The following is a 25,546-nucleotide window of genomic DNA, read 5'->3' as shown; positions in this document are numbered from 1 at the left end:
TCAATTTTAATTACTTTATGTTGCTATAGAAATACTCATACACATGGATTTTTCGGCTTCTGCTGTTTTAAGTCTGATTTAAAAAGTCTGATTTAAATAGATTTAAATCAGCTCCCGAAAAAGGAAATTATTAAAATAGTTAAGACAAATTTCGCCCTCTGAATAGGCTTTCAAGGAAAAAGTATAAGAACAAAGAGCACTACTATTGCTCCTGTAACATAAGCTACATCGTGCGAGAGTTGCCCAGCCAGGTCAAAGGCGCCAGGTTCAGAGCCTGGTCTTGTAGGAGTTCGTGCGTTCGAATCGCACCTCTCGCATTATAAACTTTTTAGTAGTTTATTTTAAGTCGTTTAAAGCCTTTTTTGGATTTTCTAAGAAAACATTTACTCAACTGGAGAATCAAATAATTATTTCAAGTACCAAAATGCAGTTGGGATTTACTCAATGTTTATCTTTCGTGGCACTTGATGTCGTATCGTATATTGGCTTTGTAGAAATCCTCAATTTCAGCCAAAGCAATTTTTCCGTAATCTGAAACTCAATTAACTATTCAGAATATGGGCTTCGGAGAAGCAACTTTGAGTTTTGGAATGAGCTCGATAATTATCTTTTATATATGTAGCTTTTTTCCAAGTTTTATCAGTGTTGGATTTCTTTTCAAGTTCGGAGAATTTATATTGATTTTGGAGACTAAACTAAGAGAAGTATAAAATATTATCTGAAGACATTGAGGTTATTTAATATTAATTTATATACGTATTAACTACGTTTATGTAATCCATCAAATTAACTGTAAGATAGCAGTGTTTATTAAAGTCTAGATTTGAGTGGTTGAAAATGGATTATAAAGAAAAAAAAGATCTTCAAGGAGCTAATTTTATAAAGGCTGAGCTTAAAGGAGCCGATTTTATAGAGGCTAATCTTGAAGAGGCAAATTTTATAGGTTCTAACCTTCAAGGAGCTAACTTTAAAGGAGCTAACCTTGAAAAGGCTAATTTTATAGGTTCTAACCTTCAAGGAGCTAATCTTCAAGAGGCTAATCTTCATAGAGTTAAACTTCAAATGGCCACACTTTATCAAGCTGACCTTCAAGGGGCTGACCTTCAAGGGGCTAACCTTCAAGGAGCTAACCTTCAAGGAGCTAACCTTCAAGAGGTTAACCTTCAAGAAGCTAACCTCCAAAGAACAGAGCTTGTAGAAGCAAATCTTGAAAGGGCTAAAGTTCAAAGGACTATATTTTGTGAAGCTGATCTTCAACAGGCTAATCTTCAAGGAGCTGATCTTCAAGGAGCTGACCTTCAAGGAGCTGACCTTGAAAAAGCTAATCTTGAAGGAACTAACCTTAAAGAGACTAACCTTAAAAGAACTGATCTTGAAAAAGCTAACCTCCAAGAAGCTGACCTTCAAGGAGCTGACCTTGAAGAGGCTAACCTGCAGAGAGCTAACCTTCAAGGAGCTAATCTTCAAGAAGCTAATCTCCAAAGAACAGACCTTAGAAAAGCTAATCTTCAAGGAGCTGACCTTGGAAAATCTAACCTTGAAAAGGCTCAACTTAAAGGAGCTAACCTTAGAAAGGCTAATTTTGAGGGAACTAACTTGGAAGAGGCAAAACTTAAGGAAGCTATCCTTCAAGGAGCTAAACTCATAAAAACTAAACTTATTAGAGCCAAACTTCAAAAGGCTAACCTTAAAAGTGCTAACCTCGATGGTGCTAACCTTATAAAAGCTAAACTTGAGGGTGCTAACCTTCAAAGAGCTAACCTCAGAGGGGCTAATTTCAATGGAGCTGACCTTCAAATGGTTAACTTTAGAAAAGCTAATCTCCAAGGAGCTAAGTTTAAGGAGGCAAATCTAGAAGGGGCTCAGCACTTATTAGTCGACCAACTTTGTAATGTAAAAACCCTTTATAATGCAAAATTAGATGAAAAGCTTTTCATAAAATTAAAAGAGAGGTGCCCTGCCCTATTTGAAAAACTTGATAAATAATTATCAAAAAGTGATATGGCCTGCTGCAATTCTTACAATATAAATATTAACAATTGGACAGTTACTTGGTATTATAGATTCTTTGTACTTTTTAAATCGCACATTGTTTTATATTGTTTCTTGTAATTAATAGCCGGGAAGTAACAAAAGGGCAGAAATGAAATCAGGTATAATTGATAAGGACTCTAAACTGTTATCATTTCCAAAAATCGTACTTTTTTCAATGCTTCTCAAGATATAGACTATTACTTGATAGCTACATTGATCAATACCCACAGTAATTCAAGTATGAGGGAGGGGATTTTGTAGCTTCTTTTGAATATATATGAACGAAAACACAATACGTTCATTGTAACATGGAAAACACTATTAAAGTGATCGATGAACTTGTCAGAGACTATTGGGATATTTACCCTTTAAGGGAGTTGATCATGGATCATGAAAGTGAATTCGGAGCACACAGAATTAATAAAGATGGTTCATGGGACAGTGAGTTTAAAAGGCGAATTGGAAAACTTGGAATTAAACCAATACTTGCAAGGGTCAGACATCCTCAGACAAACGGAAAACTAGAGAAATGATTTTCGATACATATCAGAGGTTTAGAAGAGAAGTTTCAATCGTTCGAAGAATTCGTTCAGTGGTACAACAAAAGGCCTCATGGAGCTTTGAAACTTGAACAATTAGAATCACCACAAAGATGCATTCTGGAATAGACTACTAATTGAGGCAAAATTCAGAATCGGAATAAGATTATGTGGGTTGTGAAAATATGGACAAAAGCAAAAAAGTTTCAAAGCGAAATTATTTCAGGATAAAACACTCCTTTCTTGTTATTAATCTTAGAGATTTAATTTTTTCAAATCTGTAAACTCATAAGAAACTGAAATTGAGTGCCTCTAACATTTGATGTTTTTAATGAAGATATGATTTTATAGACATGTCAGAATATGCTCAAAAAGCTAAAAAAGAATAAATTTCTCCTTTTATACTTATCTGAATTCGTATCTAATTTTGGAAATTTATATAGATGAGGGACTGAAGTAAACGTTGATAATATTCCTATAAAAAGTCTTAGTTACGACAATTTTAGGATTAATGAATAACAAATGAATAAGCTAGATTCTAAAACTCATATCAATCTTTTTTGATACCTATCCTGTGGGTTTTTATGAACTAAACCCATATCGATTAAGAGAATCAAATTTCATTTTTGAAAGAAGAAATACTGATATTATTATGTCAGAGAATAAGTTAAATTTTTATAACTTTCGTAGGTGTTAAAGATGCCTGGAAATCCTAATGAAATAAAACTGGTAAACAACGCTATGTCCAATGCTACCCGACGGAAGATAATGAACTTTTTATTGGCAGGAGATAAAAGTACTGAGGAAATAGAAGGAGAAGTAGGGAAAACCATGCTTGATTTCCATCTCAAGCTTCTTCAGCAGGCTAGTTTGATTGAAATCGAAGAAGGGACTGTGAGACTAAGCGAATATGGAAAGAATTTCCTTAAAGATAAAGAAGAGAAAGGTGCAGATAAAACTGCAGATATTTCTCAGGCAAAACCAATAGAGATTACTGAAGTCAGGCAATTTTTACCCTGTATAGCTGATTCCTCAAAGTTTAGGGTAATTGCAAACATAGCTCCTCCCCTGGGTGGAACCCTCAAGGTTCTTGAACCACTTTTTTCCAGAGGTAAATATTCTGACAAAATAAACGCCCTCATAATTCAAAAAGGAGAGATTATTACAACTATTTATGGTACTGGGAAAGTCACCATGACAATGATTAAAAATGAGGGTGAGGCTAGAGAATCACTTGAAAACCTGAAAAGTACCATTAATAATGCTATTGCAAAAGGCGTAGCTCCAGCTCCGAGGGAAAAAGTTAGAGTCGAACCTATGGAGCTCTATAAATATCTGCCTCAGACTAACTGTGGTAAGTGCGGTGAACAAAGCTGCTATACATTTGCAATAAAACTGATGAGTGATGAAGCTTCTATTGATAAGTGTACACCGCTTAAAGAGAAACAATATGCACTCAACCAAGAGCATTTGCAAGTTTTGACCGCTTATATTTAAATTTTAATTCCTAGAAAAATTATTGTTAATCTGAAACTCTGGCTCGATGGAAGAATTGATGATATTCAGTTACTAGTGTTTTAGATTTGATCTATCTGACCCATATTCTTTAGAAAGCAGCTGATAACAAATTTATATATCAATCTTTTTGGTATTTGGCCCTGGTTTTTATAAAATCAATCCATAAATTATTCTTTAAATGAATGGACTTTGAAAAACTGAATTTTCGTCTTAAAAAACTTGTTTGTACTGTTAAAGAATTATGGGTTTGTACTGTTAAAGAATTATGGAATAGATTTACGCACTTGAGGAACAAAATTAAGTGCAATAAACGTTGCGGATTTAAGACATATTTCAGACAGTTAACGGTCTAATGCTATTGATTTTTCAGTTCAACTGCGTAAGTCCTATGAGAGTCAAAATTGTACCCCAATAGCTCTAGTAGGTGTAAAGATGTCAGGAGGCACAAGTGAGACAAAATTGGTGAATTTCGCTATGGCCAATAAAGTCCGAAGGAAAATAATTAATTTCCTCGCAAAAGGAGACAGAAACGTTGAGGAAATCGGAGAAGTAATAGGGAAAAAAACGTTCGATTTCCATCTTAAGTTTCTTAAAGATGCTGGCCTTATTGAGCTAGAAAAAGAGACTGTCAGAATAAGCGAGTATGGAAAGAATTTCCTGGAAAATAAGAAAAAAATTGGTATTGAAGAAGTTAAAGACCTTTCTCAGGCAAAGCCTGTGGAGATTGCCGAAGTTAGACAATTTTTACCCTGTATAGCAGATGCTTCAAAATTTAGGGTAATTGCGGATATGGCTCCTCCATTGGATGGGGCCCTAAAGATTCTTGAACCCATCTTTCCCAGAGCCAATTATTCGGATATAAAAAGTAGCTTAATAGTTAAAAAAGGAGAAATAATTACAACTATTTATGGTAATGGAAAAGTAGTAATGAGAATGGTTAAAAATGGGGATGAAGCTAAAGAAGAGCTTGAAAACCTGAAAAACGCTATCAATGAAGCTATCAAAAAAGGAATTACTCCGCCTCCTAAGGAAAAGATCAAAGTCGAACTTATGGATATTTACAAATACCTTCCTCAGACCAACTGTGGCAAGTGTGGCGAACAGGGATGTTATAGCTTTGCAATAAGGTTAATGGCAGGACAGGTCAACCTTGAGAAATGTACGCTCCTTAAAGAGTCACAATATGCAACCAATCAAGAGCGTCTGCAATTTTTGGCTACCTATATTTGAATCACAATTACTAATATATCTTTTAAAGGAGGAATTATGAAGACGTTAACAATAGTGCTCACCGACGGCCCTTACATTTCAGAATATGCTGATATTGCTTACAAACTCGCGGAGTCTGCACTTGAACAATATAAAGTGAATATATTCCTCTATCTGGATGCAGTACACATCCCCAAAAAAGGTCAAAATCCTTCCTTCTTTACCAATGCAGGACAACTCATTTCAGGACTCACGGAAAAGGGGGCAGTGATACGAGCCTGTTCACGATGTGCTGGTGCAAGAGGGTACCTTCCAGAGGAAGAAATTATAGAAGGAAGTAATTGTAGAGATTATTATCCTGGAATAAAAATTACCAGCGTTTATGAGTTATCGGAAATGCTTAGCAAGAGTGATAGAGTAATTTCATTGTCAAGATAAACTAACCAAAATGAGGTATAAACGATGAAATCAGTTTTCTATCTGCTAGATACAGCTCCATATGGCAGTGAAAAAGCCTTTGGAGCATTGAATGCGGCTGCTGTAGGCCTTAGCAAGATGGATGTAATTCTCGGCCTTTATGGAGATGGAGTTTATCTTGTAATTGCCGGCCAGGACAGCAGAAAACTTGGAGTGCCAAACCTTGCAGATATTCTTTACGCATACGGGGAACTGAGGGTACTTGTACATGAACCCTCACTTATGGAAAGAGGGCTTTTTGAGGAAAACTTTATAGAAACCCTAGAATTGACCGATGAGGAAGATTTTTTCGAATCTATGAAAAAATCGGAGTGTGTTATTCTGCTTTAACATTAGTTTCTGAGTAAGGGAGAATAGGATGATAATATGAAACAAGAACAAACGAATGTGTTCCTGCTAACAAGACCTCCCCTTAATTCAAGGTCAGATTTGTGTCTCAAACTCGCTGATCGCACCAAAAATGTTAGACTTTACCTTGCTGGGGATGGGGTCTATCACTTACTTACCAAGATAGAGGAGGAATTGCCAGAGTGCAAAGTTTATGCGTGCAAGGAAGATCTTGAGGCAAGATCTATCAGGGCAGGAGATAAAGTCAAAATTCCTGATAACTTTTATGCTATGTTTATAGAAGATGTTATGGAACACTCCGAGCATACGTACACATTTTAAAATATCGAATAATAAATTTGAATTTTAATTTCATGCCACGTAACTGAAATGATTTAATTTAATTTAATTTAATTTAATTTAATTTAATTTTATATTTTTAAATGTTCTTTAGACATAGTTAAAACGAATTGCTTAACAGGGTCGATCATTATGGTCGAGAATCTCCCAAAAGAAATCGTAAAGGATTTTCAATATGTCTGTCGACTGCATGAGCAAGCTATTTGCAATCACGAAAAATGCAGAGAGTTCAGTGAAAGTTTATCTGAACTTCTGGTTAAGCTTGAGGATATAAAATGTTATAGGACAGCCGATAGACTAATGAGTATTCTCCTTAATTGTAAGCCGAAAGAAGCTTCTCATTGTGATAAGGCAAATCTTGTAGGGGAAATGGTGAAAGATGTCGCAAAAGAGATTCAGAAGGAATTGAAAAAATGATAACTGAAGCTTCTACGTTTGCGAAAGAGGCACTAAACTGCATGAGGATATGTTTCAGTTTCTTGATACAGGTGTAATTATTGAAATTAGATATCTTGCAGATTTTATCTGTTTGAAATAGAAAATCATAACCCTAATTTAATATTATGTGCAATAAAGCAAAATGAGAAAAAGTACGAAATCACAGGAAAAGAAGAAAATTCTCTTTTTATGTACCCATAATTCAGCTAGGTCTCAGATGGCCGAGGGTCTCTTAAGGGCTATTTATCGAGATCGGTATGAAGCTTACAGTGCTGGTGTTAAAGCCACAAATGTTAATCCTTATGCAGTTATGGTCATGAAGGAAATTGGCATCGATATCTCCAGTCAATATTCCAAAACTCCCAAAGAATTCCATGATGTCATTTTTGATATTGCAGTCACAGTATGTGATCGGGCTAAAGTTTCCTGTCCTATCTGCAGTACAAACTTGGAGATTCCGACCGAATATCCCAGAGCAAGAGAAGTGATTCACAAAAGTTTTGAAGATCCTGCTGCAGTTGCGGGATCAGAGGAAGAAAAGCTCAAAGTTTTCCGCCAAGTCAGAGATGAGATAAAAGAATGGATCTCCCAGGTATTTGGAAAATGATACCAAGTGTTTAATCTGCTTGCCTGGTACCATTCCTTAACTTTTTTTGAAGATTTTCATAGTGTTAGCATATTTGCAAGATACCCTGCAACCACAGCTATGGAAAAAACAGTCATCACAAAGGCTGCCAGTAGATTCTTCTTGAATATCGATGAAAGAAGAGTTATCTCAGGTATACTGGCTCCAGCACCGCCGATTATCAGTGCCAAAACAGCTCCCACACTCATTCCCTTTTCAATGAGCGCAAGCCCAATGGGAATCATAGTCTCAGCTCGGATATAGATGGGAACACCAATAATTGCAGCAACAGGGACTGCTAGAGGATTGTCCTGTCCTGCAAGACGGGAAATAATCTCTGTGGGTACGAATCCGTGAATAAATGCCCCGATTCCTGCTCCGATAAGGAGATAAGGCACAAGCTGACGGAAAAGGCTAAATGCAAATACCGCAGACCTCTGTATTCTGGATTTCGCATTTATTTCCTGCTCACAGTCACAGATATTTCGCACAACAGTAACTGACTTAATCTGGCTGGAGAATCCAAGTCTATCAAGTAAAAGGCCAATAACAATTGTAGACACGAAAGTGACGGTAAAATAGAGAGCGGCTATCTTCCAGCCCATCAGAATAATGAACATGGATATTATTACCGGGTTTAGCAAGGGTGACGAGAAGAGAAATGCCATTGTTGCAGCAAAAGATACACCAGCCTTAAGCATCCCGAGAAGAAGTGGTACGGTTGAACAGGAACAGAAAGGAGTAAGTGCACCAAATCCTGCTCCAAGAACACTGCCTATAACTTTGTTCTGTCCTCCAAGAGCCTTTTTTATGGTTTCTTCAGGTACATACTCCTGAATCAGCCCCACTAAAAAGATTATCCCAATAAATAAAACAGTAAGTTCTACCGCGATCTCAATAAAGAACTTAGTCGCCACAATTAAATTATCCCATAACATCCTTACTCCCCTCAAATTCTTTCAAATATCTGTCTGTCTAAACATTCCCTTTTCTGCTTATCTGCAAAAACAATCGCAGAGAGCAGCAATCATTAGGTAATTGATAAAAGCTACCGCTATCTCGAACTGCCATGATTAGTCTATTTACAACTCCTATTTTCTCGAGAAAAAAATGTTTTTGAGGAGTTCTTGCTCATTCCAAAATTTGCCTTTTAGATGGAAAAGTTATACGAAATTATTCATTGATAAGCAACTTTACCTGGTTAAGGATTTCAATAACTGCCCCTTCAGAAAGACGAAAGTAAGACCACTTTCCTTCTTTTCTTTCTTTGATCAGACCTGCATTTTTTAGTACTGACAGGTGATGAGAAACAGTTGATTGAGAAGTTAAGAGTGCGGTCGTTAGTTCACAGACACAAAGTTCTCCTTCTTTTAGTAACTTTATGATTTTAACACGATTGACATCCGCAAGGGCTTTAAAAATTTTGGCTTCTGAAGATAATTCTTTTTCATTCAATCTGCTCACCAGAGAACTGAGTCTTTGTGCCCTGAACTCAAACTGGTCTCCGTCAGGGATGAATCGCTTCAATCTTTCAATTTTTACTTCAGTTCCTTCAGTCACAGTCGTCTTCCTTCTTTAATCGTTGTATCACCTGCAACAATTGCTTCCACCTTCCAAGGAAAGCAACTTGTTTTTGTTCTGTTCCTTAGACCAGCAATCTACACAGAGCTTTATGATTCCTAAGTCTTTGTGGTTAGCCCTTAATAAAGAATAATCTTCTTTCCCACATATTGTACACTTAAAATTCATTTGCGAAACCTCAACAAATTCATGTTCAAAAATATGGGCACAAATTAAATTCACAACCGTCAATATGATCAAAGTTTATTGCTCTGCCAGTATATTGCGTATTCTTTCTGGACTGCAGCTTTAAAATTTTCCAGTTCTTTTTCAGGAATTACATTAATTTTTAATAGATTTTGAATAAGCTCCTCAGCATCTAAATTCTCTGGTGTTTTTCCAGCATCAATACATTTTTTAAATTCTTCATCTAATCCGGCAATATTCATATCTTTGTCTGCAACTTTTATCTTTCTGACACTAACGATAGAAGGGCCACAACAGCAACAACTTTTATCATTTCCGATGAGTTTTCCAAGCAAACTCTTACCAATCTTGCTCATTTAAATATAACTCCATTATCAATAAACCATGATATGATTATATCGATATATATCGATATATCTTGATGTTAGATATAAAGATTACGAATTTTAAGAATCAATCAAACAGTAGAATTTATTGTAAAAAATTAATTTCTTCTTAAAAACTAAGAACATGTTTAAGTTAGAATAATTTCATGCTTTATTCTGTATGCACCAAGTCCTTTTGGGTTTAGAAAAATATATATAGTTACACATATTCAATGATTATTGATATGATTAATGAAGAAAATATACAGCTTTTCAAAGCCCTAAGCGAAGATACGAGGTATAGAATTATTAAGGCTTTAATTGAATCTGAGAATAATCCCGAAGAAAATCAATATGGCTACAGAGGAGAGCTATGCGCCTGTGAAATCCCAGAAATCATCGATAGGACACAGTCTAATACCTCAATGCATCTTGCAAAATTGCTGGATTGGGGAATAATAAAGGTAAGAAGAAATGGGAAAATGAGGCTTTATTCTATACAGAATGAAAAAATAAGGAAAATTTTAGAAGTCCTTGAAGAATAAAGTTTTGTATTATTACGGGTAAAATTCAAGAATTGCATTATTTAAAATTTAATAAATATTTTCATGAATCCTTGTAGCAACTGCATTATTCATTTGAAGTGGATTATTCCTTACTTTTCCCTTTCTTCAACATCCATGAAATACTAATTCTTCAGCTCACAGGTTTTTGCTTGAAAAAGAAAGTTCTTTTTTCCATTAATAAAGAATATATACTTTAAATTTTTAGTGGTTTTCTTCTTTATTCTATCATTTTTTCTAAATCCGGTGAGTTTGCTATTTATATTAAAGAAACGCTCAAACTATTTTATTAAAATCAAATTGCAGGAGGCCACTCCACCCTAAACAGGCTGTTTAGTTCGGGGATGAAGTAAACCCTCTGCGCTCCCGTTGTAATAAATAATATTCATGCATTATGGAACTATTTATATAGTATGTTAATATCAATGCATATTGATATATTTGGAATTGAATTAGTGAAGAAATAATAACTAACAAAGGAGGATCTTAAAATGGTTGATGTATTCTATCCTCTTCAATGGATTGCCGACAAACTGGTATATGAGGTTTTAGGGATTGCACCTGACACACACCTTGCAGCCAGTGTTAACTTTATCATTTATGACGTGTTGAAAATCTTAATTCTACTAGTTGTGATGATCTTTGCTATCTCCTACATCAGAACCTTTGTGACTCCAGAAAAAACCCGAAGGGTACTTGGAGGCAAAACAGGGCTGCAATATCATCTGTTAGCTTCCCTATTGGGAGCTGTCACACCTTTTTGTTCCTGTTCCTCAGTGCCCCTTTTTATTGGTTTTGTAGAAGCTGGAATCCCTCTTGGAGTAACTTTTTCCTTCCTTATTACTTCCCCTTTAGTAAATGAAGCGGCAGTCGCTGCACTATGGGCTACCCTTGGTCTTAAAGCAACCTTGATCTATGCTGTATCAGGTGTTTTGCTCGGAGTTTTTGGTGGGTATATAATAGGCCTCATGAAAATGGAAAAATACGTAGCTGATTTTGTTTACAAGATCAAAGTGGGGGATCAGAACAAAAAGCCAGAGGCCCTAAGTATAAAAGAACGGACCGCTATTGCTTTTGACAATGTTAAAGACATCGTGGAAAAAGTATGGCTCTATGTGATTATTGGAGTTACTTTGGGAGGAATCTTTCACGGATACGCCCCCGAAGGCATCCTAGCAACATATGCAGGGAAGGACAATTTACTTGCTGTTCCAATTGCAGTTATTATAGGGGTGCCCCTGTACTCAAACGTTATGGGTATGATTCCGATTGTGGAAAGCCTTATTGGAAAAGGACTTCCAGTAGGCACTGCCCTAGCCTTCCTAATGGCAGTTACTGCGCTTTCACTTCCTGAAATGATTATCCTCAAAAAGGTTCTTAAAAACGAGTTAATTGGAGCCTTTGTTTTAGTTGTTAGTTTATCGATAATTTTTACGGGATATCTATTTAACATTATTCTGTGAGATTATAGTCAAGTATCAAAATAAAGAAAAAAGTGTTAGAGGCAAAAACAAAAGAAACAAGTATGAGGTTAAAAACATGAAGATTGAAATTCTTGGAACTGGCTGTTCAAAGTGCAAGAAAACAAAAGAAGTTATTGAAAAAGTATTGAAGAATGAAGGTGTTGAAGCCGAAGTTGTTAAGATTGAAGATATTGAAAAAATCCTGAATTACGGCGTTATGATCACCCCTGGAGTCGTCGTTGATGGGGAAGTCAAACTTGTGGGCAAAGTTCCGGATGAAAAAGATATTAAAAAGTGGATTTCTTAATAAAGGAGAGGCCTAGTCTATATCAGAAAATATAAATTCTAACAAGAATCAGAACGGAGAATAAATATGGCAGAAGAGGTAAAATGTACATGCGGTTCTCCAAATGTGGCAATTTTCCCATGTGTAGGAGCTTCAAATGTGGGGCAGCTCTCAAATAAAATTGCAATTGAATTAGAAAAACGGAACATTGGAAACCTTATGTGTACTGCAGGAATTGGTGCAAGAGCTCCAGGGCTTATGAAATCTGCCGAAGCTTGTGACCGGATAATTGCAATTGATGGTTGTTCTGTAAACTGTGCAAGCAAAATCCTTGAACTGGCAGGCTTCAAAGTAGATCGTCAGATTGTTATATCCGAATTTGGGATTAAAAAAACCAAAGAGAAAGAACTCAAAAAGGATGAATTCTCCAAAGCTCTTGAAAACACCTTAAAGATCTTACAGTCCGAGTAATAGCGGATTCGAAAAACGTGCATAACCAAAAAATAGAGGGTTACATGTTGACTGAATTTACTGTAAATTCCACTATCTGTGGTTTTGTCCACAAGATACATGGAAGCAAAAAAGGAAATAAAATTATTGTTGACATAGAAACTCCATGTGAAAAGATAAAGAAATTCTCTCACATGGAAGTTCCCATGATGGAAATTCTGGATATTAAAAACAATTACGTTATTGATAGAGCACAGGAAGCAAAGTGCTGTTCAAATTGCCTTGTGCCTTGTGCAGTACTCAACCTCTGCAGAATGGAGAGTGGGTTCCTTGCAAAATCATTGGTAAAAAAAGCAGGTAGCATCAGTATCGAATTCAATGATGTCTGAAGTTTTATATAGAGCCAATTTGAGAAACCTAGAAGCCTTCTCACTTCCAGGTTTTAAGTTTCAAGCTCTCGGCAGGCAAACCCACTATACTGCCTTTTGCTTATCTAGATCTTCATTCAAAATTTCAACTGAAAATCCAGCTTCACTTAAAATCCTGAGATATTCTTCTTTAAGTAAAGCACCTGCAATGCAACTTGTGAGCAGGTTTTTGTCATTTTTCAGCTCTACCTCTCGTACTTGAATCACCATAACATCCACTCGAACGACAGGACCCACCTACTATTGCGATTTTCCCTTGTGTCTCTTTAATTATGCTTTTTTTTCATTTGCATCCACAGTATTATCTTCTCTTTCACTCATTAGTTATTCATCAATTCTTAATATGTTTTTAGATATCTCAGACAATTTCTAATAAGCCGCTTATAAATTGCGTTTTTCAATCTTTAAACAGTAATTAATACAAGTCCGTTGATCATATTTACAATCTCTTGGTAAGAATCTGGTTCAGGTAGATCTTTCCCTCACTCCTACTCCCATAACTAAAAGACTTGTTTCCATAGGAGGATGGTTCCAGCCATCAGGTGATATAGTCTTTTTCTCAACTGAAATTTCAACCTGGTTTCCGCTAAGGCCACAGTCTTGCATGTAATCCGCAACAAGTTTTTTCCCAAATTTGACTGCTGCGTCTAGAGCCTCTGTATAAGCATCTAATCTTAGTCGACTACCTGGTGCAAAGACCAGGAAATCCTTATCAGGTGAAATGAGACTTGCTGGTCGTATCAGTATCTCAACTCTTTTGATACCTTTTCCTACAAGTGCTCCGACTGCATTTCCTACCTCGGCATGCTCTGGAACCAGAATTTCTGCATCAATTAATTCATTCAGCTCCTTCCTGTATGCCCGGACAGGTCCTCCAAGCAACACAACCGGAATATTCAACTGGAATTTTGCAGGATAGTCTCCATCCAGGATCTTTGCAATTGATGCATATGGAACGCCTGCCAAAATATATGATAACAGATGAAGTACCATATTCCTCGCAACTCGCTTTTTTACAGCGGTGCAAAACTCTACTGGAGCTATATGCATGAGCCTTGCAAGTCTTTCTGCGCCAATTCGCGAAGCTTCGGCATTCCATGCAGTATATTCTCCTAGCACATGCAAGGCGTCAGTAGGAGTGAAACCGATTGCTTGGACAAGACGTTTCCTAATAAGAGAATCTAAAGTCTGAGGATGGAAGTCTTTTCGGATAAGCGCTCTGATTTCAGGTACTGAGACGGGCTCATTTCCGATAACCTCTAGCACTTCAGCTTCAGACCTGCTCAGTTCTCCTGTCGGGTAGCCAGATCTTACAAAAAATTTTGTGGGTTGAATGTTCTCACCCAGCTCTTCTCTAGCAGATATGGGCTTCCTTTTTAGATTATTCAAGAAATCCGGATATTTTACCGCAGCTACTGCCAAGGGCATAACTCGCCTAGGTCCTAAGAAGAGTTCCTTGTTAACAGTCCAGACATGACTGTCCCCGCCTGTAGCTGTTGTTTCCATCCGAATAGCCTTTACCCGGGTCTTCCAGCCACCCACCACTGCACCTTCTTCGCTCAGATCAGGGACACCCATGCAGATCGAGGAAATATCTGTGCTCGTGCCTCCTACATCCACAACTGCACAGGTTTCAAGTCCAGAGAGATACGAAGCTCCAACCAAGCTTGCTGCAGGACCAGAAAAGATAGTTTCAATAGGCTTTTTCAGGGCATCTTTGATTCCAACAACGGAGCCATCACATTTGAGCATAAGAAGTCTGGCATTAATTCCCCGCTCTTGTATATCTTTAATTATGGACTTCACGAACTGCCTTGTTATCGGGATCAGCTGAGCATTGAGGAAAGCTGTGACTGCTCTTTCATAGGCTCCGAGTTCTTGGGAAAGCTCATGCCCACAAACAGCAGGAAGACCTGTAAGTTCAAGAATTCGATCTTTTACTCTAAGTTCATGCTCCGGGTTCCTCGTGCTAAAATAGGAAGAAATGGCAAAAGCTGAAACTTTATCCTTTACGCGCAGGGAAAACTTCTCAATAGCATTCAGATCAAGAGGAGCTTCTTCCTCTCCATTATGGTTATGTCCACCTGACGCAAGAAGCACATATTTTGTAGGAAATTGTTTTTCAAAAGGATGGGCTCCAATAAGAACCAAAGCTACTGGAAATCCAGTTCCTTCCAAGATAGTGTTGGTAGAAAGGGTTGTGGAGACTGAAACAAGTTTTACATTTTTAAGATATTCAGGGTTTAGGCCGTCTATTACGTTTTTGATGCCGGGATGGAGGTCAGGATAAGTAGTAAGCGATTTATTTGAGTCAACAATGGCACTATCCGTATCCCTTATAAGCACCGCATCGGTGTATGTGCCTCCGGCATCAATTCCAAGACTATATTGCATGCTGAAAATTACTCCTTTTTTGTTTACTTACGAGTAACATGTATTGGTCTTTCGGCTAGTTTTATATTACACTGGGATAACCGGGTATCGAATTTTTAATAAATAATGGAAAATAAAAAATAAATAAAATAATGAATGCTTCAAGTACAGAATTATAATTCCATATAATGCAAAGCAGTTTGACTGCGTAAGTTTGACTGCGTAATTAAGTTTTAAGGCCTCTTTTACTATCGTCTCCAAGCTGCATTGTACTTTTACCAAAGTATTTCCTTCCCCAGTAAAGTGCAACATTTACAAGTCCGATCATTACAGGCACTTCAATAAGAGGGCCTACCACAGCTGCAAATGCCTGCCCGGAATTGATCCCAAAAACCGCTACTGCCACAGCAATTGCTAGTTCAAAATTGTTACTGGCCGCAGTAAAAGCAAGAGATGTTGTCTGTTCGTAATTAACTCCCATTTGTTTGCAGATCAGGAAAGAGACCCCGAACATAATTACGAAATAGATTAAGAGAGGAATTGCAATCCTTACAACGTCTAATGGCAGAGCAACAATATATTCGCCTTTTAACGAGAACATTACAATAATCGTAAATAGTAGGGCATATAGTGAAATTGGACCTATTGTGGGAATGAGTTTATTATCATACCAGTCAGCTCCTTTTGAAGGGCGTAAGAAGTATCGAGTAAAGAAACCAGCAGCGAAAGGAATTCCCAGATAGATCGCAACACTTCGGGCAACTTCTCCCATAGATACGTGTATTTCCATACCACTAAGTCCCAGCCATTCAGGTATTATGGTTATAAAGAAATAAGCAAAAACGGAGTAAAAGACTAACTGAAAGATTGAATTGAAAGCAACCAGGGCAGCAGCATATTCGTTATCTCCGTCTGCCAGGCTGTTCCATACAATCACCATGGCTATGCACCTGGCAAGACCAATTAAAATAACACCTACCATGTATTCAGGATAGTCTCTTAAAAATACAATCGCAAGTATAAACATCAAAATAGGACCAATGACCCAATTTTGTAATAAGGACAGGCCTAATACTTTATGATTCCTGAATACTTTGCCTAATTCCTCGTATTTTACCCGTGCTAGGGGAGGATACATCATAACTATCAAACCGATGGCTATAGGAATCGAAGTCGTACCGATGGATAAACTCTGTAAAAAGTCTGCAAATCCGGGGAAAACGAAGCCTAGAGCTACACCAATGAACATAGCCAGAAAAATCCATAGGGTCAAATAACGGTTCAAGAACGATAATTTTGACACAACGGAGTCTTGCAGATAGGACACCTCTTTGTCTTTAATAAGCTGATAACTTCTCACTCAATCGCAGCATCTATTACTTGCTTTAATCTTTTCCAGAAGTTCCAGATCTTTTTTACAAATATCAATTTTCTCTACTTCATCATTAATGATTACTGAAAGAAAGGGAAAATTTGTGAAAGTTTCATCCTTTAATCTATAGTAAACCCATTGGGACATTTTTTGGGAAGTAATAATCCCTGAGATTTTGAGCCTGTTCAAATGCCTTGAGGTGTTAGATTGTTTAATGCCCAGAACAGTCTCAATATCACAGACGCACAATTCACCGTTTTTTAGAAGATTCAATATCCGTAGTCGGTTTTCATCAGCCAATGCCTTAAGAATATCAACGAGATCCGCAAACATCACCATATAATATGAGTATAATTACATATACTCATATGTTATTTAAAAATACTGATTTTATTTCTAACTGCTAATTACTGATCACATGGAAATTAATAGCTCATTCCAGAACTGATTAAATTTCCATAAAGATAGGAGTTCAGAACTATCTTTCTAAACAGAAGATTAATTGATAGTTCTAAATTGGGATGGGGAAACAACTGTAATAAATTTGTTAGTAGACTCATTAAAAACGATTAATATTATATTATGATAGAATTGAATAAATCTAAATAAATAGAATGGCAAGTATTAAAAAACATTTAATACATCAAACAAAATTGATATGAAAAATCTTAATTAGAAAGCTAACTTCTTTTATTTATGAACTATTGTTGTCCTGCCGATCCTGAGAAAAAGAAGGAATGGGAAGAGAAAATGCTCCAGGAAATCGATTTCCTGGATAATGACATTAAAAAAGTCAGTGAGATATTCAGCGCTCTTGGGCATCCGATAAGGCTGAAGATTGCTTACTTCCTCTCTCAGAGAGATCACTGCGTTTGCGAATTAATATTTAAATTAAATGAGAGACAGAACCTTGTTTCTCATCACCTGGCAATCATGAAAAACTGCGGGATCATCGAAGCCTACAGCAGTTCAAAATGGCACTTTTACAAGTTAAATCCAGAATTTGAAAATGTTTTTCATACTATTTCACAAATGAAAAACAAAAAATCCTAATAAAAGTTAACAGATACCGAAAAAAAGAAAAACATAACGACTGAGGTTTTAGTCCTTACAGCAACAGCAGTCTTCTTTTTCCTTACCGTTTTCAAAGATTTTGTCATATATATTTTCCGCATATACATTTGTCCATCCAATCTGTGAACCGGCAGCAACGAACATAGCGATTGAAATAGCTTCGGCAATTTCTTCCTTTGTAGCCCCTGCAGCAATTGCTCTCTTGGAGTGTGCATCAACGCAGAACTGGCAACGCATAAGGACAGAAGAGACAACGGCTATAAGTTCTTTGGTCTTGAGATCCAGATATCCGTCTTTAAAAATGGAATTTCTCATCTTTCCGAAAGCTTCTGCAGTTTCAGGTAGTATTTCATTCAAAAAAGACATTTAAATAGCCCCTTGTTTATAAAGATTTTAAAGCATATTGTAGTTACAAATTGTTTAAGTTCAAAGTAAATCTGTTTATCTATAATAATCTATAATAAAATAATATTTTAAATTTACTTTTAAAGTTTTTATTTGAAGCAACATTGTCAAGTATTCCAGTAATTTTAATGGCCAGGCCTTCTGCAAAGAGAAGAGTTCCATCGCATAGTGTTACCTTTGGATTCGGGCTTATGTGTGTACAGCAAGTCCTCTTCATTATCTATAGGGCTGTTTTCAGAATCCTCTTCTTGCACCACACTATTTTCTTTTCCCATTTCTTTAGACTCCATTAGACTTCCTAATTAACTTAGTTTTTAAACTTATATAAGCTATATTTAGAATTCAGATTTAAAAACCCTCATGACGGATATCAAGAATAGTTGATACATGTTAGAACGATTTGTACATCTATCAATAATAAGTCGAAGTTTTTAGAGTTTTAGATAGAGGGCGATATTTACTAGACAAAGATCTGTCAAGAATCGATGTGACATAAGCTTCGCTTCTTGCAGGGGTAGTGCATGAGTTGATAGCTTTCTGGATAGTGACAGGATCTTTATTTCCTTAAGGAAACGGGAAATTACAGTCATTGGAGTTTCATTCAAATAAGGCAAAGGAAAATTTGAGCCTATTATTTTCCTTAAACCTGTCATTGTAGAATCTACGTTTTCGGCAAGAGAAATAATAGATTCACCTACAAGATGCTCACTTTCCTCCCCACAGACAATGAGACAATTTATGTTCGGATTTGCAAGCACATTGACGATTACTTTTTCGATTCCGAAATTTTCTGTAAAACATGTCCGCAAATCACATAGTTCTTTAGGTTCCAAGTTCTGTAGGCAAAGGCAAGAGTTACCACGGCTACTCTCGAGTTTAGATTTCCAGTTATATAATCATCTGAAGTCACAGACTATTCCATAATATCGTTCCCGCCGTTAGGTCATGCTCAAACTGGATAACTGAATTACTACTTTTCTACTTTTGACTAATTTCTAGAGCTTACCCTATAAAAATAGAATCTCTTAGGCTTAATTACGATACCTATGCAGTCTGCATAAAATAGAAGATAGGATGCTATATGCAGATGGATTGGCAATTATCCATAGATAGGAATATTGATAGTAAGAAAACCGGTAGTAGATTGGATTTAGGCTTCCTTGACTGCACGTATTATTACTTCTACGTATTCGGGCTTCACATCTGAAGGCCTGGTTTTTTCAATCCCTAGTTCCGTAACTACCATGTAGATATCTGCTCGTATCCCGGCTTCATCGAGTTTTTTTGTAGCACATCGATCCGTACAGCCGTCAAGGACGAGAATTCTAAAGCCTTCGGATGCTGCATCCTCAACCGCATCGACTCCTTTGTGAGCAGCCGCAGCTCTATACACATCCGGCCTCATGAAAGCAAGAGTAGACGCTGCCTGCATGGTGAGTTTTCCGGTGTTAGAAAGGCCTGAACAAGCGAAAATAAGGGTATTTTTCCTTCTTCCTGAAACGTGTTCCATTTTTTTCTCCAATATGGGCAGATATTCATTATTTATCATTTTTATCAGTCTCATAAATAACAACTTTTAATTACAAAAAAATTTCTAAAAAAGCAGTTTCGGATATCGTTGAATTCAATACTGATGCTGCCTGCTTTTAGATATTGGGAAGTAGAAGGCAGCAGGTCTACATCTCTTTCTTTTGGACAGTGTACCAAAAGTTCTGCAAAGTACAAAATTCCAGCTTCCTGCGCAGCCTTGTTATCACGACATTAGTTTCGTAATATGGACTTGGGATAATACTGTAAGTTGCCGATATTAAATAACTTGATTCTTATATTATTAATTTTTCTGCCAGTTTATTACAAAGATTCTAGCTGACTCATTGGTTTTCATGGCGAGCTTCCCTTTCTGGTTAGTCTGCTTGAGTATGTTCTTGTAGATCTTCCCGCCCTTCACGATTAGATTCAAGTTCATCTCCGAGTCGGCTAGCAAAGTGATGCCCGCAAGCAGGTTGCAGTCCATGACAAGGAGGTCTGCATAGGTGCCAGATGTGATCACGCCAAGCGAGCCCCCCTAGTACGGATGAAACTTGCCTTTATGGGCTCAAATCTCCAAATAGCAGAAGGAAGAACTGATCACATATGAGTTTAAAGGAATTATTAAAATTTAGAGCTCCTGTTCAATAACTTAGGGAGACGATCCAATTTTTAATGGATCGGCAATCACAGCACCGATTAACAGCCCCGTGGAGATCGCCACAAAGGTCAGAGCTACCTGGATCAGACTGGCAATGGAAGAGGAATAATTCTGCCCCACTAATGCAGCTAAGCTGATAAATCCAAGTGCTCCGGGAACCAAGATCCAGAATGCAGGTGTTATAGATACATAATATGGTGTTCTAAGTTTGGATCGCTCCAGAAAAGTTCCTAACATTGTCATGATGATAGAACCTATGAAAGCCCCAAAAAGTCCCCCAAAAAGGTAGTTTCCTGCTTGCTGTCCAAGAAAAGTGGCGAGCAATACAATTAAAACCCCTAACATATCCTTGTTTCTTATAGACATCAAGAGGTACATTCCTAGGGTGAAAACAAGAACCCCAATATAGGGAGCCCACCAATTCAAAGGAGTTGCCGCATTGGCTATTATGTAATCTTCGGACAAGCCTACAACCTGTAGGCCTACTATCACTCCAAATAAGAGAAGTAGCAGTATTACAACCCCCTGAACCAGGCGGGCTGCACCAGAGACCAAATTGTTTGCTGCCAGTTCGAACATTCCCGTAGACAGAACTGCTCCGGGAATGAAGTAGGCAAGTGCAGGGACCATTATGGTTAGGGACCCATTTATAATTCCCTGTTTAAAACCGAAAAAGAATATTGTGGAAACAATAAAAGCCGTTAGAACAGGCAGAATCGGAGTAAGTTTTGTTTTATCCTCAGAATAAGCTAATATAAGTCCTGCTATGGCTCCTAATGCTCCACAAAAAAATAAACCATTAAAAGTTGGTAAAAAGAGCATTCCCAGGCCTGTGGAAAAAAGTGCATAGCCTAAAATATTTTTAAGATAGTTATGTTGGCGTTTAACGTTTATTATTTCATTAATAGACTTTATTCCCTGTTCAGGTGTTATTTCAGCATTTTCTGCCTTGTTGATCAACTCATACAATCTTGAGACCTGGTCTAAAGCAAGTACTCCGGGTTTCTGCAGGGCGACTTCCAGAGCCTTTGAATCGCCATCTGCAATCTTTATGATTAAAAAAGTAGGTAAACTAATAACCTCCTCAGCTTTGAAACCATAAGCCAGGCATATTTTTTTCAAAATTGACTCTATGGACATTACCGCGATTCCTGCTGTAGTCAGAGCTCTAGAGAGTTCTGTGAGAAATTTTAAAAGTTGATAGGGTGAGTCGGACTCTCTAGAAATGCTCAAATAGTTTGTATGAGACGAATCAGTATGTGGAACCATTTTATCAATTCTTGAATTCTTGAATTTGTTCACTTTGAATTTTCGGTGTGTAGCGCATTCCCCAGCCTATTCGCGAAGCCGGAAGAGAAATCCAAATGACCTCTCCCTTAAAGATGATCTTGCTAATGTGCCAACAGCCCCAAGTAGCAGATGTGGATCTTCAGGAACGGGGATGTAGAATCGATTTTCCATTTTTCCGTCACCTGACAGATTTTTATAAATTGCATCAGCATTCACGGAATATAGTTTCCCATTCTTCTGGAATGCAAAAAGTGCTGAGATCTTTCGAACCGATCCCGGAGGGATCACTGTCAATGGTATAGCTAGCGGCTCCTGACCACCAAGCAAGGAAGTGGTTGCCAGATTCCATGACTATGATACGGTAGCCGAGCCGGTAAGAACCGACGAGCTTTATCTAGCTATAGTCAAAAGCCTGCATTGTACCAGCTATGATTGTCACATCCACACCTTCAACCAATAGCTAGGAGGCAGGATCAACATTGAACTTCGTTCCTGCATCCTGTGGGAAAAACAATATTGTAGCGTCCATGCTAATCGTCTTGGCATAGCCTGTCCCCACATAGTTTCGCTGCCCAGCTTGCTGGACTTAATAGATAACATGTAGAACTAAAAACATGTTAAGATAATCTCCAGCGAAAGGAACAAAAGTAAAAGAAATATGAGCAGTCAAAAATAAAAATATATCTATCAATGTGGGAGGGTTGCCCAGCACGGTCAAAGGCAGCGGACTTAGAAAACAAAAATATTGGACTAATATTGGACTAAAAGCATAGGCCAATTTCATTTTTTGGATGTTATTATTGATTATTTGGTAGTTTCTTAGAGGAATAGCCAGAGAGTAAAGAAGACAAGAAATAAATCAGAGAAGATTAACAAGAGCTTGAACCTGTTTATCCTTAATAAAAGTCATATTCAACGTTTCACAAGATATAAACTATCATTGAATAGCTACATTGATCAAGAATCACAGCAATTCAAGTATGAGGGAGGGAATTTTGTAGCTTCTTTTGAATATATTCGGACAGTGAAACCAGGTGATACTTTTAGGGACTGGCTTGTAGAGGTGCTTGGGGATAGAATACATAATAAAGGTTGTAAAGTTAGAGTTTTTAAACTCAGTCATGCATCCCATAGGATCTGTAAATATGAATTCAAGGGGGAAAAAGTAACCATAATAGCCAAATTTTTTGGGATACCTACAGGGGTAATTAAAAAGTACAATAGCTATGGTTCGATGAATAAAGAATATGAGAATCTTAAAAAAGCCCAAAAAATAATTAATGTCCCAGAACCTATCGCAACAAATAGAGAGTTTAATTGTGTCTTAGCCAGTAAATATGTATCTGGGAAACCTTTATTCTGGTACCTTAAACACAGGAAAGAGCTTAAGGAAAAATTAGAACTTATAGCAGATATGCTTAGAAAGCTTCATGAAAATACGCAGACATATTATGATAAAGAAAATGAATTTTCAAAATTCCATTATGTTTTGAATCATCTAAAAATCAACCAGTGTATGAAAAAAGAATATAAATATCTGCTTGGAAAATGGTGGCACAGTTCCCTCTTGGATATAAAAAAAGGCTGCATGATTCATAACGATTCTACTCCTGTAAACTTTGTATTCCACAAGGGAAGACCGTTTTTACTGGACTTTGAACTAGCATCCCGACATGGAAATTTCGCATGTGATCTCGGGATACTTTGTGCTGAACTTAAATACTATTTTGCGCGGAAGGGATCAAGCCAGAGAGCAGAGCCTTATATTCGCCATTTCCTGAAGCATTACAGTAAAGATGAAAAGGAATTTTGCAAGATAACTAAAGTTATTCCTTTTTATATGGCTTATGGCCTGCTGAGAATTGCAATGTTTAAGTCTAATACAAGTTACAAGGATTATCCTCTGAGAGAAGCAAAGAATTGTCTGGAGATAATAGAGAAAATTTAAGAGTTTATACAGGCTCTTGATATCTTATTGTATTATCTCTAACTGGCGGTTATAAGCAGTTATGATAACTTCAGTCCATTTATTAGGATTATCGTAAACATATTTCTCCGGAAAAGAACCTGTCATCTGCCTCTTTTCAGAGAGCTTACGGGATCTCATTTAGAGTCCAGTTTCGTAGAAATTCGTGCATTAGATCCGGGCTTAGGGATTTAAATGGGTCAATACCCGAAAGTTGTTTGAGCAAATTAATTCCTTTATGCTCAGTTTAAAGGCTTTAGCCAGCAGTCCATACCTGTAAAGCAAAGAGACATTTTGTAGAGATAGCTGGGCTGTATCAATTGATATTCCCGCATTGGTAAGGATTCGAGTAATTTCATCAGCAGTAAAGTCCAAGTGCACCTTGTAGCGTAAGCAGATGCCCTTTAATAAGAGTGACTTATTTAGTTTTGGTTTGCACTGCATCCATAAATAGAACCAAGGAGAGACAGACAATTTCCTAGTAAAACGACAGGCTCAGAGCCTAATTATTCAAAAGCAGTTAAACATTTACTCAACTACGAGAAATAGAATACAATAGACCGTACAGCACACTTAAAATAAAAAAGAAACCTGCAACGACTAGAAATCCTCGTAAACCAAAAATGACATAGGATGTTCCAAAGAGAATATAAAATATTCCAGAGAGAATAAGAAAAGCTAACCAGTATGAGTAGTACTTGTTATTCATAATTAATAATTAGAAGAACAGTAATAAATATTTTGCTATGTTATAGACTGATATAAATAGCTGTTAAGAGTGGACCGTTATCGTTTAACTACCTTTTGAACTCCAATCAAATCCTTCTTAAAATAACCCTTTTAATCTGCAACTTCTCCTAACTGCGTAAATTGCTAAAGTTGAGATATAGAATGATATAAATAGCTGTTAAGAGTAGACCGTTATCGTTTAATTACCTTTTGAACTCCAATCAAATCCTTCTTAAAATAACCCTTTTAATCTGCAACTTCTCCTAACTGCGTAAATTGCTAAAGTTGAGATATAGTAATTCAAGTATAGAGTTAACTAGTGGAAGAAAATAAAAAATACACAATTATATTCATCTCTGTAAAAACGGAGCAATTTTATGCATTACTATGTAAAGAACAGTACCCTTATAATCAAAGGAAATTTCGAAGCCGTGAGTACGGGCTTAAACGGTGGCCGCGCGCGGGTCAAGTACCTTGCCAACAAACAGGTGCCAAGAACCTTCAACCCACCAGACCCAAGAGAATTCGTAAAAGAAGAAGCCCTGAAACTGGGCCTTGAAGAAGCTCACTTCGGCCTCCTTACGGCTGTGAAAATGGAATACCTTCAGGTAATAGAAAATGACTACCTGACAGCTTTTATAACTGCTGGCGTAAGCAATGGTTCGGAATTCAGGGCAAAAGTAGGAACCATAAATATAATTCTGGTCTCAAAAGCAAAACTATCTGAGACAGCTCTTCTCGGAGCGATAATCACAGCCACGGAAGCAAAAGGGCTTGCCCTGCTTGAGAAAGGCTACACCTTCCTTGGTACGAACACGGATGCAGTGATTGTTGCCTATGAGATTGACTCTGGGTTTGATTCAGAATCTAGCCCAAAGAATGAGAGGAAGCAGGAAATTCCTTACGCAGGTTCAAGTACAGATTTCGGAAAAAAGATTACTGAAGTCGTGATTAAAGGAGTAAAAGCAGGGCTTGAGCTGCGGGGAGAATAAATCTAAAAGAGATACCTTTTGATACTGAAGCAAAAATGACCCACTTTAAACTGATTTATAATATTAACCAGAAAACATATAAAATATATTTCACAGGATTTTAGGACAGTTTCAAAAAAGCATATTCTAAAGCATATTCTTAATGAAGTATAACAAGTCATAGAATCAGTGTTGGAAAAATAATATTGTAAGAATAACAATATAAAAGATCAATAAAAGTATCAAAATTGATTTAGAAATAGAAGAATAGCAAGTATTATAAGGTGAGTATGGCAGCGATCGAGAGTTCCCGAAGGCTCGCACACTTC

At 37.1% G+C, this 25,546-nt stretch carries 30 protein-coding genes, 1 tRNA gene and 1 pseudogene; 18 read left to right on the top strand and 14 right to left on the bottom strand.

Going from position 1 to position 25,546, the window contains the following annotated elements; genetic code table 11:
* Nucleotides 1–232: 232 nt before the first annotated feature.
* The 10 genes and pseudogenes from BP549_RS04440 (at nucleotide 233) to BP549_RS04395 (ending at nucleotide 7,509) form a co-directional block, all read left to right on the top strand.
* Nucleotides 233–317, top strand: a tRNA-Leu gene (locus tag BP549_RS04440).
* 520 nt (nucleotides 318–837) lie between these two features.
* A complete protein-coding gene (locus tag BP549_RS04435) occupies nucleotides 838–1,986 on the top strand; it encodes a pentapeptide repeat-containing protein (RefSeq protein ID WP_292378486.1) in 1,149 nt (382 codons plus the stop codon).
* Nucleotides 1,987–2,324: 338 nt separating this feature from the next.
* Nucleotides 2,325–2,754: pseudogene (locus BP549_RS04430) on the top strand (IS481 family transposase); the annotation flags it as partial.
* Nucleotides 2,755–3,272: 518 nt separating this feature from the next.
* Entirely contained in the window at nucleotides 3,273–4,070 is a 798-nt protein-coding gene (locus BP549_RS04425) for a (Fe-S)-binding protein (RefSeq protein ID WP_292378485.1), read from the top strand.
* A gap of 453 nt (nucleotides 4,071–4,523) precedes the next feature.
* The gene (locus BP549_RS04420; protein ID WP_292378484.1) at nucleotides 4,524–5,321 is read left to right on the top strand and encodes a (Fe-S)-binding protein; all 798 of its coding nucleotides are present in this window, start codon (nucleotides 4,524–4,526) and stop codon (nucleotides 5,319–5,321) included.
* A 36-nt stretch (nucleotides 5,322–5,357) separates the two neighbouring features.
* Nucleotides 5,358–5,738, top strand: a complete 381-nt coding sequence (locus BP549_RS04415) for a DsrE/DsrF/TusD sulfur relay family protein (protein WP_292378481.1) — start codon at nucleotides 5,358–5,360, stop codon at nucleotides 5,736–5,738.
* A gap of 24 nt (nucleotides 5,739–5,762) precedes the next feature.
* Nucleotides 5,763–6,107: a DsrE family protein gene (locus tag BP549_RS04410; protein ID WP_292378479.1), complete on the top strand. Its 345-nt coding sequence runs from the start codon at nucleotides 5,763–5,765 to the stop codon at nucleotides 6,105–6,107.
* Nucleotides 6,108–6,143: 36 nt separating this feature from the next.
* Complete coding sequence (tusB, locus tag BP549_RS04405; protein WP_292378477.1) at nucleotides 6,144–6,446, top strand: sulfurtransferase complex subunit TusB; 303 nt, start codon at nucleotides 6,144–6,146, stop codon at nucleotides 6,444–6,446.
* A 150-nt stretch (nucleotides 6,447–6,596) separates the two neighbouring features.
* A complete protein-coding gene (locus BP549_RS04400) occupies nucleotides 6,597–6,881 on the top strand; it encodes a hypothetical protein (RefSeq protein ID WP_292378474.1) in 285 nt (94 codons plus the stop codon).
* A 163-nt stretch (nucleotides 6,882–7,044) separates the two neighbouring features.
* The gene (locus BP549_RS04395) at nucleotides 7,045–7,509 is read left to right on the top strand and encodes an arsenate reductase ArsC (RefSeq protein ID WP_292378472.1); all 465 of its coding nucleotides are present in this window, start codon (nucleotides 7,045–7,047) and stop codon (nucleotides 7,507–7,509) included.
* Nucleotides 7,510–7,565: 56 nt separating this feature from the next.
* Here BP549_RS04395 and BP549_RS04390 read toward each other — a convergent pair whose 3' ends face one another.
* The 3 genes from BP549_RS04390 to BP549_RS04380 form a co-directional block, all read right to left on the bottom strand.
* Complete coding sequence (locus BP549_RS04390) at nucleotides 7,566–8,465, bottom strand: permease (protein WP_292378470.1); 900 nt, start codon at nucleotides 8,463–8,465, stop codon at nucleotides 7,566–7,568.
* A gap of 235 nt (nucleotides 8,466–8,700) precedes the next feature.
* Complete coding sequence (locus BP549_RS04385) at nucleotides 8,701–9,087, bottom strand: ArsR/SmtB family transcription factor (RefSeq protein ID WP_292378468.1); 387 nt, start codon at nucleotides 9,085–9,087, stop codon at nucleotides 8,701–8,703.
* Between the two features lie 257 nt (nucleotides 9,088–9,344).
* Complete coding sequence (locus BP549_RS04380; protein WP_292378466.1) at nucleotides 9,345–9,650, bottom strand: hypothetical protein; 306 nt, start codon at nucleotides 9,648–9,650, stop codon at nucleotides 9,345–9,347.
* A 254-nt stretch (nucleotides 9,651–9,904) separates the two neighbouring features.
* Here BP549_RS04380 and BP549_RS04375 point away from each other — a divergent pair, with 254 nt between their 5' ends.
* The 5 genes from BP549_RS04375 (at nucleotide 9,905) to BP549_RS04355 (ending at nucleotide 12,810) form a co-directional block, all read left to right on the top strand.
* On the top strand, nucleotides 9,905–10,204 hold the full coding sequence (locus BP549_RS04375; protein ID WP_292378464.1) for an ArsR/SmtB family transcription factor: 300 nt from the start codon (nucleotides 9,905–9,907) through the stop codon (nucleotides 10,202–10,204).
* Between the two features lie 509 nt (nucleotides 10,205–10,713).
* Nucleotides 10,714–11,685, top strand: a complete 972-nt coding sequence (locus BP549_RS04370) for a permease (RefSeq protein WP_292378462.1) — start codon at nucleotides 10,714–10,716, stop codon at nucleotides 11,683–11,685.
* 76 nt (nucleotides 11,686–11,761) lie between these two features.
* Nucleotides 11,762–11,992 carry a thioredoxin family protein gene (locus BP549_RS04365; RefSeq protein WP_292372328.1) on the top strand — a complete coding sequence of 77 codons (231 nt, stop codon included), beginning with the start codon at nucleotides 11,762–11,764 and terminating at the stop codon, nucleotides 11,990–11,992.
* Nucleotides 11,993–12,058: 66 nt separating this feature from the next.
* Nucleotides 12,059–12,442 (top strand): putative zinc-binding protein, encoded by a 384-nt coding sequence (locus BP549_RS04360; RefSeq protein WP_292372326.1) that lies wholly within the window; start codon nucleotides 12,059–12,061, stop codon nucleotides 12,440–12,442.
* Nucleotides 12,443–12,489: 47 nt separating this feature from the next.
* Nucleotides 12,490–12,810, top strand: coding sequence for a DUF6951 family protein (locus BP549_RS04355; protein WP_292372359.1), 321 nt, complete (start codon nucleotides 12,490–12,492; stop codon nucleotides 12,808–12,810).
* Between the two features lie 84 nt (nucleotides 12,811–12,894).
* On the opposite strand, the gene BP549_RS04350 is transcribed toward BP549_RS04355, so the two are convergent.
* From BP549_RS04350 to BP549_RS04335, 4 genes are all read right to left on the bottom strand, one after another.
* Nucleotides 12,895–13,059, bottom strand: coding sequence for a hypothetical protein (locus BP549_RS04350; RefSeq protein ID WP_292372324.1), 165 nt, complete (start codon nucleotides 13,057–13,059; stop codon nucleotides 12,895–12,897).
* A 255-nt stretch (nucleotides 13,060–13,314) separates the two neighbouring features.
* Entirely contained in the window at nucleotides 13,315–15,243 is a 1,929-nt protein-coding gene (locus BP549_RS04345; protein WP_292378461.1) for a hydantoinase/oxoprolinase family protein, read from the bottom strand.
* Between the two features lie 205 nt (nucleotides 15,244–15,448).
* Complete coding sequence (gene arsB, locus BP549_RS04340; protein ID WP_394339060.1) at nucleotides 15,449–16,540, bottom strand: ACR3 family arsenite efflux transporter; 1,092 nt, start codon at nucleotides 16,538–16,540, stop codon at nucleotides 15,449–15,451.
* Nucleotides 16,541–16,582: 42 nt separating this feature from the next.
* A complete protein-coding gene (locus BP549_RS04335; RefSeq protein WP_292372320.1) occupies nucleotides 16,583–16,933 on the bottom strand; it encodes an ArsR/SmtB family transcription factor in 351 nt (116 codons plus the stop codon).
* 357 nt (nucleotides 16,934–17,290) lie between these two features.
* On the opposite strand from BP549_RS04335, the gene BP549_RS04330 reads away from it, so the two are divergent.
* Nucleotides 17,291–17,647, top strand: coding sequence for an ArsR/SmtB family transcription factor (locus BP549_RS04330; protein WP_292372318.1), 357 nt, complete (start codon nucleotides 17,291–17,293; stop codon nucleotides 17,645–17,647).
* 48 nt (nucleotides 17,648–17,695) lie between these two features.
* On the opposite strand, the gene BP549_RS04325 is transcribed toward BP549_RS04330, so the two are convergent.
* The 7 genes from BP549_RS04325 to BP549_RS04295 all read right to left on the bottom strand — a co-directional run bounded on the left by BP549_RS04325 (nucleotide 17,696) and on the right by BP549_RS04295 (nucleotide 21,839).
* Nucleotides 17,696–18,034, bottom strand: a complete 339-nt coding sequence (locus BP549_RS04325) for a carboxymuconolactone decarboxylase family protein (protein ID WP_292372316.1) — start codon at nucleotides 18,032–18,034, stop codon at nucleotides 17,696–17,698.
* A gap of 164 nt (nucleotides 18,035–18,198) precedes the next feature.
* The gene (locus BP549_RS04320) at nucleotides 18,199–18,363 is read right to left on the bottom strand and encodes a hypothetical protein (RefSeq protein WP_292372314.1); all 165 of its coding nucleotides are present in this window, start codon (nucleotides 18,361–18,363) and stop codon (nucleotides 18,199–18,201) included.
* Nucleotides 18,364–18,504: 141 nt separating this feature from the next.
* Complete coding sequence (locus BP549_RS04315; protein ID WP_292378457.1) at nucleotides 18,505–18,906, bottom strand: hypothetical protein; 402 nt, start codon at nucleotides 18,904–18,906, stop codon at nucleotides 18,505–18,507.
* Between the two features lie 317 nt (nucleotides 18,907–19,223).
* Nucleotides 19,224–19,583, bottom strand: coding sequence for a putative zinc-binding protein (locus BP549_RS04310; protein ID WP_292378455.1), 360 nt, complete (start codon nucleotides 19,581–19,583; stop codon nucleotides 19,224–19,226).
* A 321-nt stretch (nucleotides 19,584–19,904) separates the two neighbouring features.
* Complete coding sequence (locus BP549_RS04305) at nucleotides 19,905–20,123, bottom strand: hypothetical protein (RefSeq protein WP_292378454.1); 219 nt, start codon at nucleotides 20,121–20,123, stop codon at nucleotides 19,905–19,907.
* 129 nt (nucleotides 20,124–20,252) lie between these two features.
* Nucleotides 20,253–21,530 carry a threonine/serine ThrE exporter family protein gene (locus tag BP549_RS04300; RefSeq protein WP_292378452.1) on the bottom strand — a complete coding sequence of 426 codons (1,278 nt, stop codon included), beginning with the start codon at nucleotides 21,528–21,530 and terminating at the stop codon, nucleotides 20,253–20,255.
* A gap of 66 nt (nucleotides 21,531–21,596) precedes the next feature.
* Nucleotides 21,597–21,839, bottom strand: a complete 243-nt coding sequence (locus BP549_RS04295; RefSeq protein ID WP_292378450.1) for a hypothetical protein — start codon at nucleotides 21,837–21,839, stop codon at nucleotides 21,597–21,599.
* 736 nt (nucleotides 21,840–22,575) lie between these two features.
* Between BP549_RS04295 and BP549_RS04290 the strand changes: the two genes are divergently transcribed.
* Together BP549_RS04290 and BP549_RS04285 are read left to right on the top strand one after the other, a co-directional pair.
* Nucleotides 22,576–23,499, top strand: coding sequence for a phosphotransferase (locus BP549_RS04290; RefSeq protein ID WP_292378449.1), 924 nt, complete (start codon nucleotides 22,576–22,578; stop codon nucleotides 23,497–23,499).
* 1,124 nt (nucleotides 23,500–24,623) lie between these two features.
* Nucleotides 24,624–25,238: an adenosylcobinamide amidohydrolase gene (locus BP549_RS04285; RefSeq protein WP_292378447.1), complete on the top strand. Its 615-nt coding sequence runs from the start codon at nucleotides 24,624–24,626 to the stop codon at nucleotides 25,236–25,238.
* The last annotated feature ends 308 nt before the right edge of the window (nucleotides 25,239–25,546 follow it).

The organism is Methanosarcina sp. UBA289 (assembly GCA_002496565.1).
In the GTDB taxonomy this organism is placed as follows: Archaea; Halobacteriota; Methanosarcinia; order Methanosarcinales; family Methanosarcinaceae; genus Methanosarcina.
This window is presented reverse-complemented; position numbering and strand designations above follow the sequence as displayed.

Excerpts from the sequence above, each read along its gene's own strand:
- BP549_RS04435 (WP_292378486.1), top strand. The coding sequence starts at position 838 with ATGGATTATAAAGAAAAAAAAGATCTTCAAGGAGCTAATTTTATAAAG.
- BP549_RS04425 (WP_292378485.1), top strand. The coding sequence starts at position 3,273 with ATGCCTGGAAATCCTAATGAAATAAAACTGGTAAACAACGCTATGTCC.
- BP549_RS04420 (WP_292378484.1), top strand. The coding sequence starts at position 4,524 with ATGTCAGGAGGCACAAGTGAGACAAAATTGGTGAATTTCGCTATGGCC.
- BP549_RS04415 (WP_292378481.1), top strand. The coding sequence starts at position 5,358 with ATGAAGACGTTAACAATAGTGCTCACCGACGGCCCTTACATTTCAGAA.
- BP549_RS04410 (WP_292378479.1), top strand. The coding sequence starts at position 5,763 with ATGAAATCAGTTTTCTATCTGCTAGATACAGCTCCATATGGCAGTGAA.
- tusB (WP_292378477.1), top strand. The coding sequence starts at position 6,144 with ATGAAACAAGAACAAACGAATGTGTTCCTGCTAACAAGACCTCCCCTT.
- BP549_RS04400 (WP_292378474.1), top strand. The coding sequence starts at position 6,597 with ATGGTCGAGAATCTCCCAAAAGAAATCGTAAAGGATTTTCAATATGTC.
- BP549_RS04395 (WP_292378472.1), top strand. The coding sequence starts at position 7,045 with ATGAGAAAAAGTACGAAATCACAGGAAAAGAAGAAAATTCTCTTTTTA.
- BP549_RS04390 (WP_292378470.1), bottom strand. The coding sequence starts at position 8,465 with ATGTTATGGGATAATTTAATTGTGGCGACTAAGTTCTTTATTGAGATC.
- BP549_RS04380 (WP_292378466.1), bottom strand. The coding sequence starts at position 9,650 with ATGAGCAAGATTGGTAAGAGTTTGCTTGGAAAACTCATCGGAAATGAT.
- BP549_RS04375 (WP_292378464.1), top strand. The coding sequence starts at position 9,905 with ATGATTAATGAAGAAAATATACAGCTTTTCAAAGCCCTAAGCGAAGAT.
- BP549_RS04370 (WP_292378462.1), top strand. The coding sequence starts at position 10,714 with ATGGTTGATGTATTCTATCCTCTTCAATGGATTGCCGACAAACTGGTA.
- BP549_RS04365 (WP_292372328.1), top strand. The coding sequence starts at position 11,762 with ATGAAGATTGAAATTCTTGGAACTGGCTGTTCAAAGTGCAAGAAAACA.
- BP549_RS04360 (WP_292372326.1), top strand. The coding sequence starts at position 12,059 with ATGGCAGAAGAGGTAAAATGTACATGCGGTTCTCCAAATGTGGCAATT.
- BP549_RS04350 (WP_292372324.1), bottom strand. The coding sequence starts at position 13,059 with ATGGTGATTCAAGTACGAGAGGTAGAGCTGAAAAATGACAAAAACCTG.
- BP549_RS04345 (WP_292378461.1), bottom strand. The coding sequence starts at position 15,243 with ATGCAATATAGTCTTGGAATTGATGCCGGAGGCACATACACCGATGCG.
- BP549_RS04335 (WP_292372320.1), bottom strand. The coding sequence starts at position 16,933 with ATGGTGATGTTTGCGGATCTCGTTGATATTCTTAAGGCATTGGCTGAT.
- BP549_RS04330 (WP_292372318.1), top strand. The coding sequence starts at position 17,291 with ATGAACTATTGTTGTCCTGCCGATCCTGAGAAAAAGAAGGAATGGGAA.
- BP549_RS04325 (WP_292372316.1), bottom strand. The coding sequence starts at position 18,034 with ATGTCTTTTTTGAATGAAATACTACCTGAAACTGCAGAAGCTTTCGGA.
- BP549_RS04320 (WP_292372314.1), bottom strand. The coding sequence starts at position 18,363 with ATGGAGTCTAAAGAAATGGGAAAAGAAAATAGTGTGGTGCAAGAAGAG.
- BP549_RS04310 (WP_292378455.1), bottom strand. The coding sequence starts at position 19,583 with ATGGAACACGTTTCAGGAAGAAGGAAAAATACCCTTATTTTCGCTTGT.
- BP549_RS04300 (WP_292378452.1), bottom strand. The coding sequence starts at position 21,530 with ATGGTTCCACATACTGATTCGTCTCATACAAACTATTTGAGCATTTCT.
- BP549_RS04285 (WP_292378447.1), top strand. The coding sequence starts at position 24,624 with ATGCATTACTATGTAAAGAACAGTACCCTTATAATCAAAGGAAATTTC.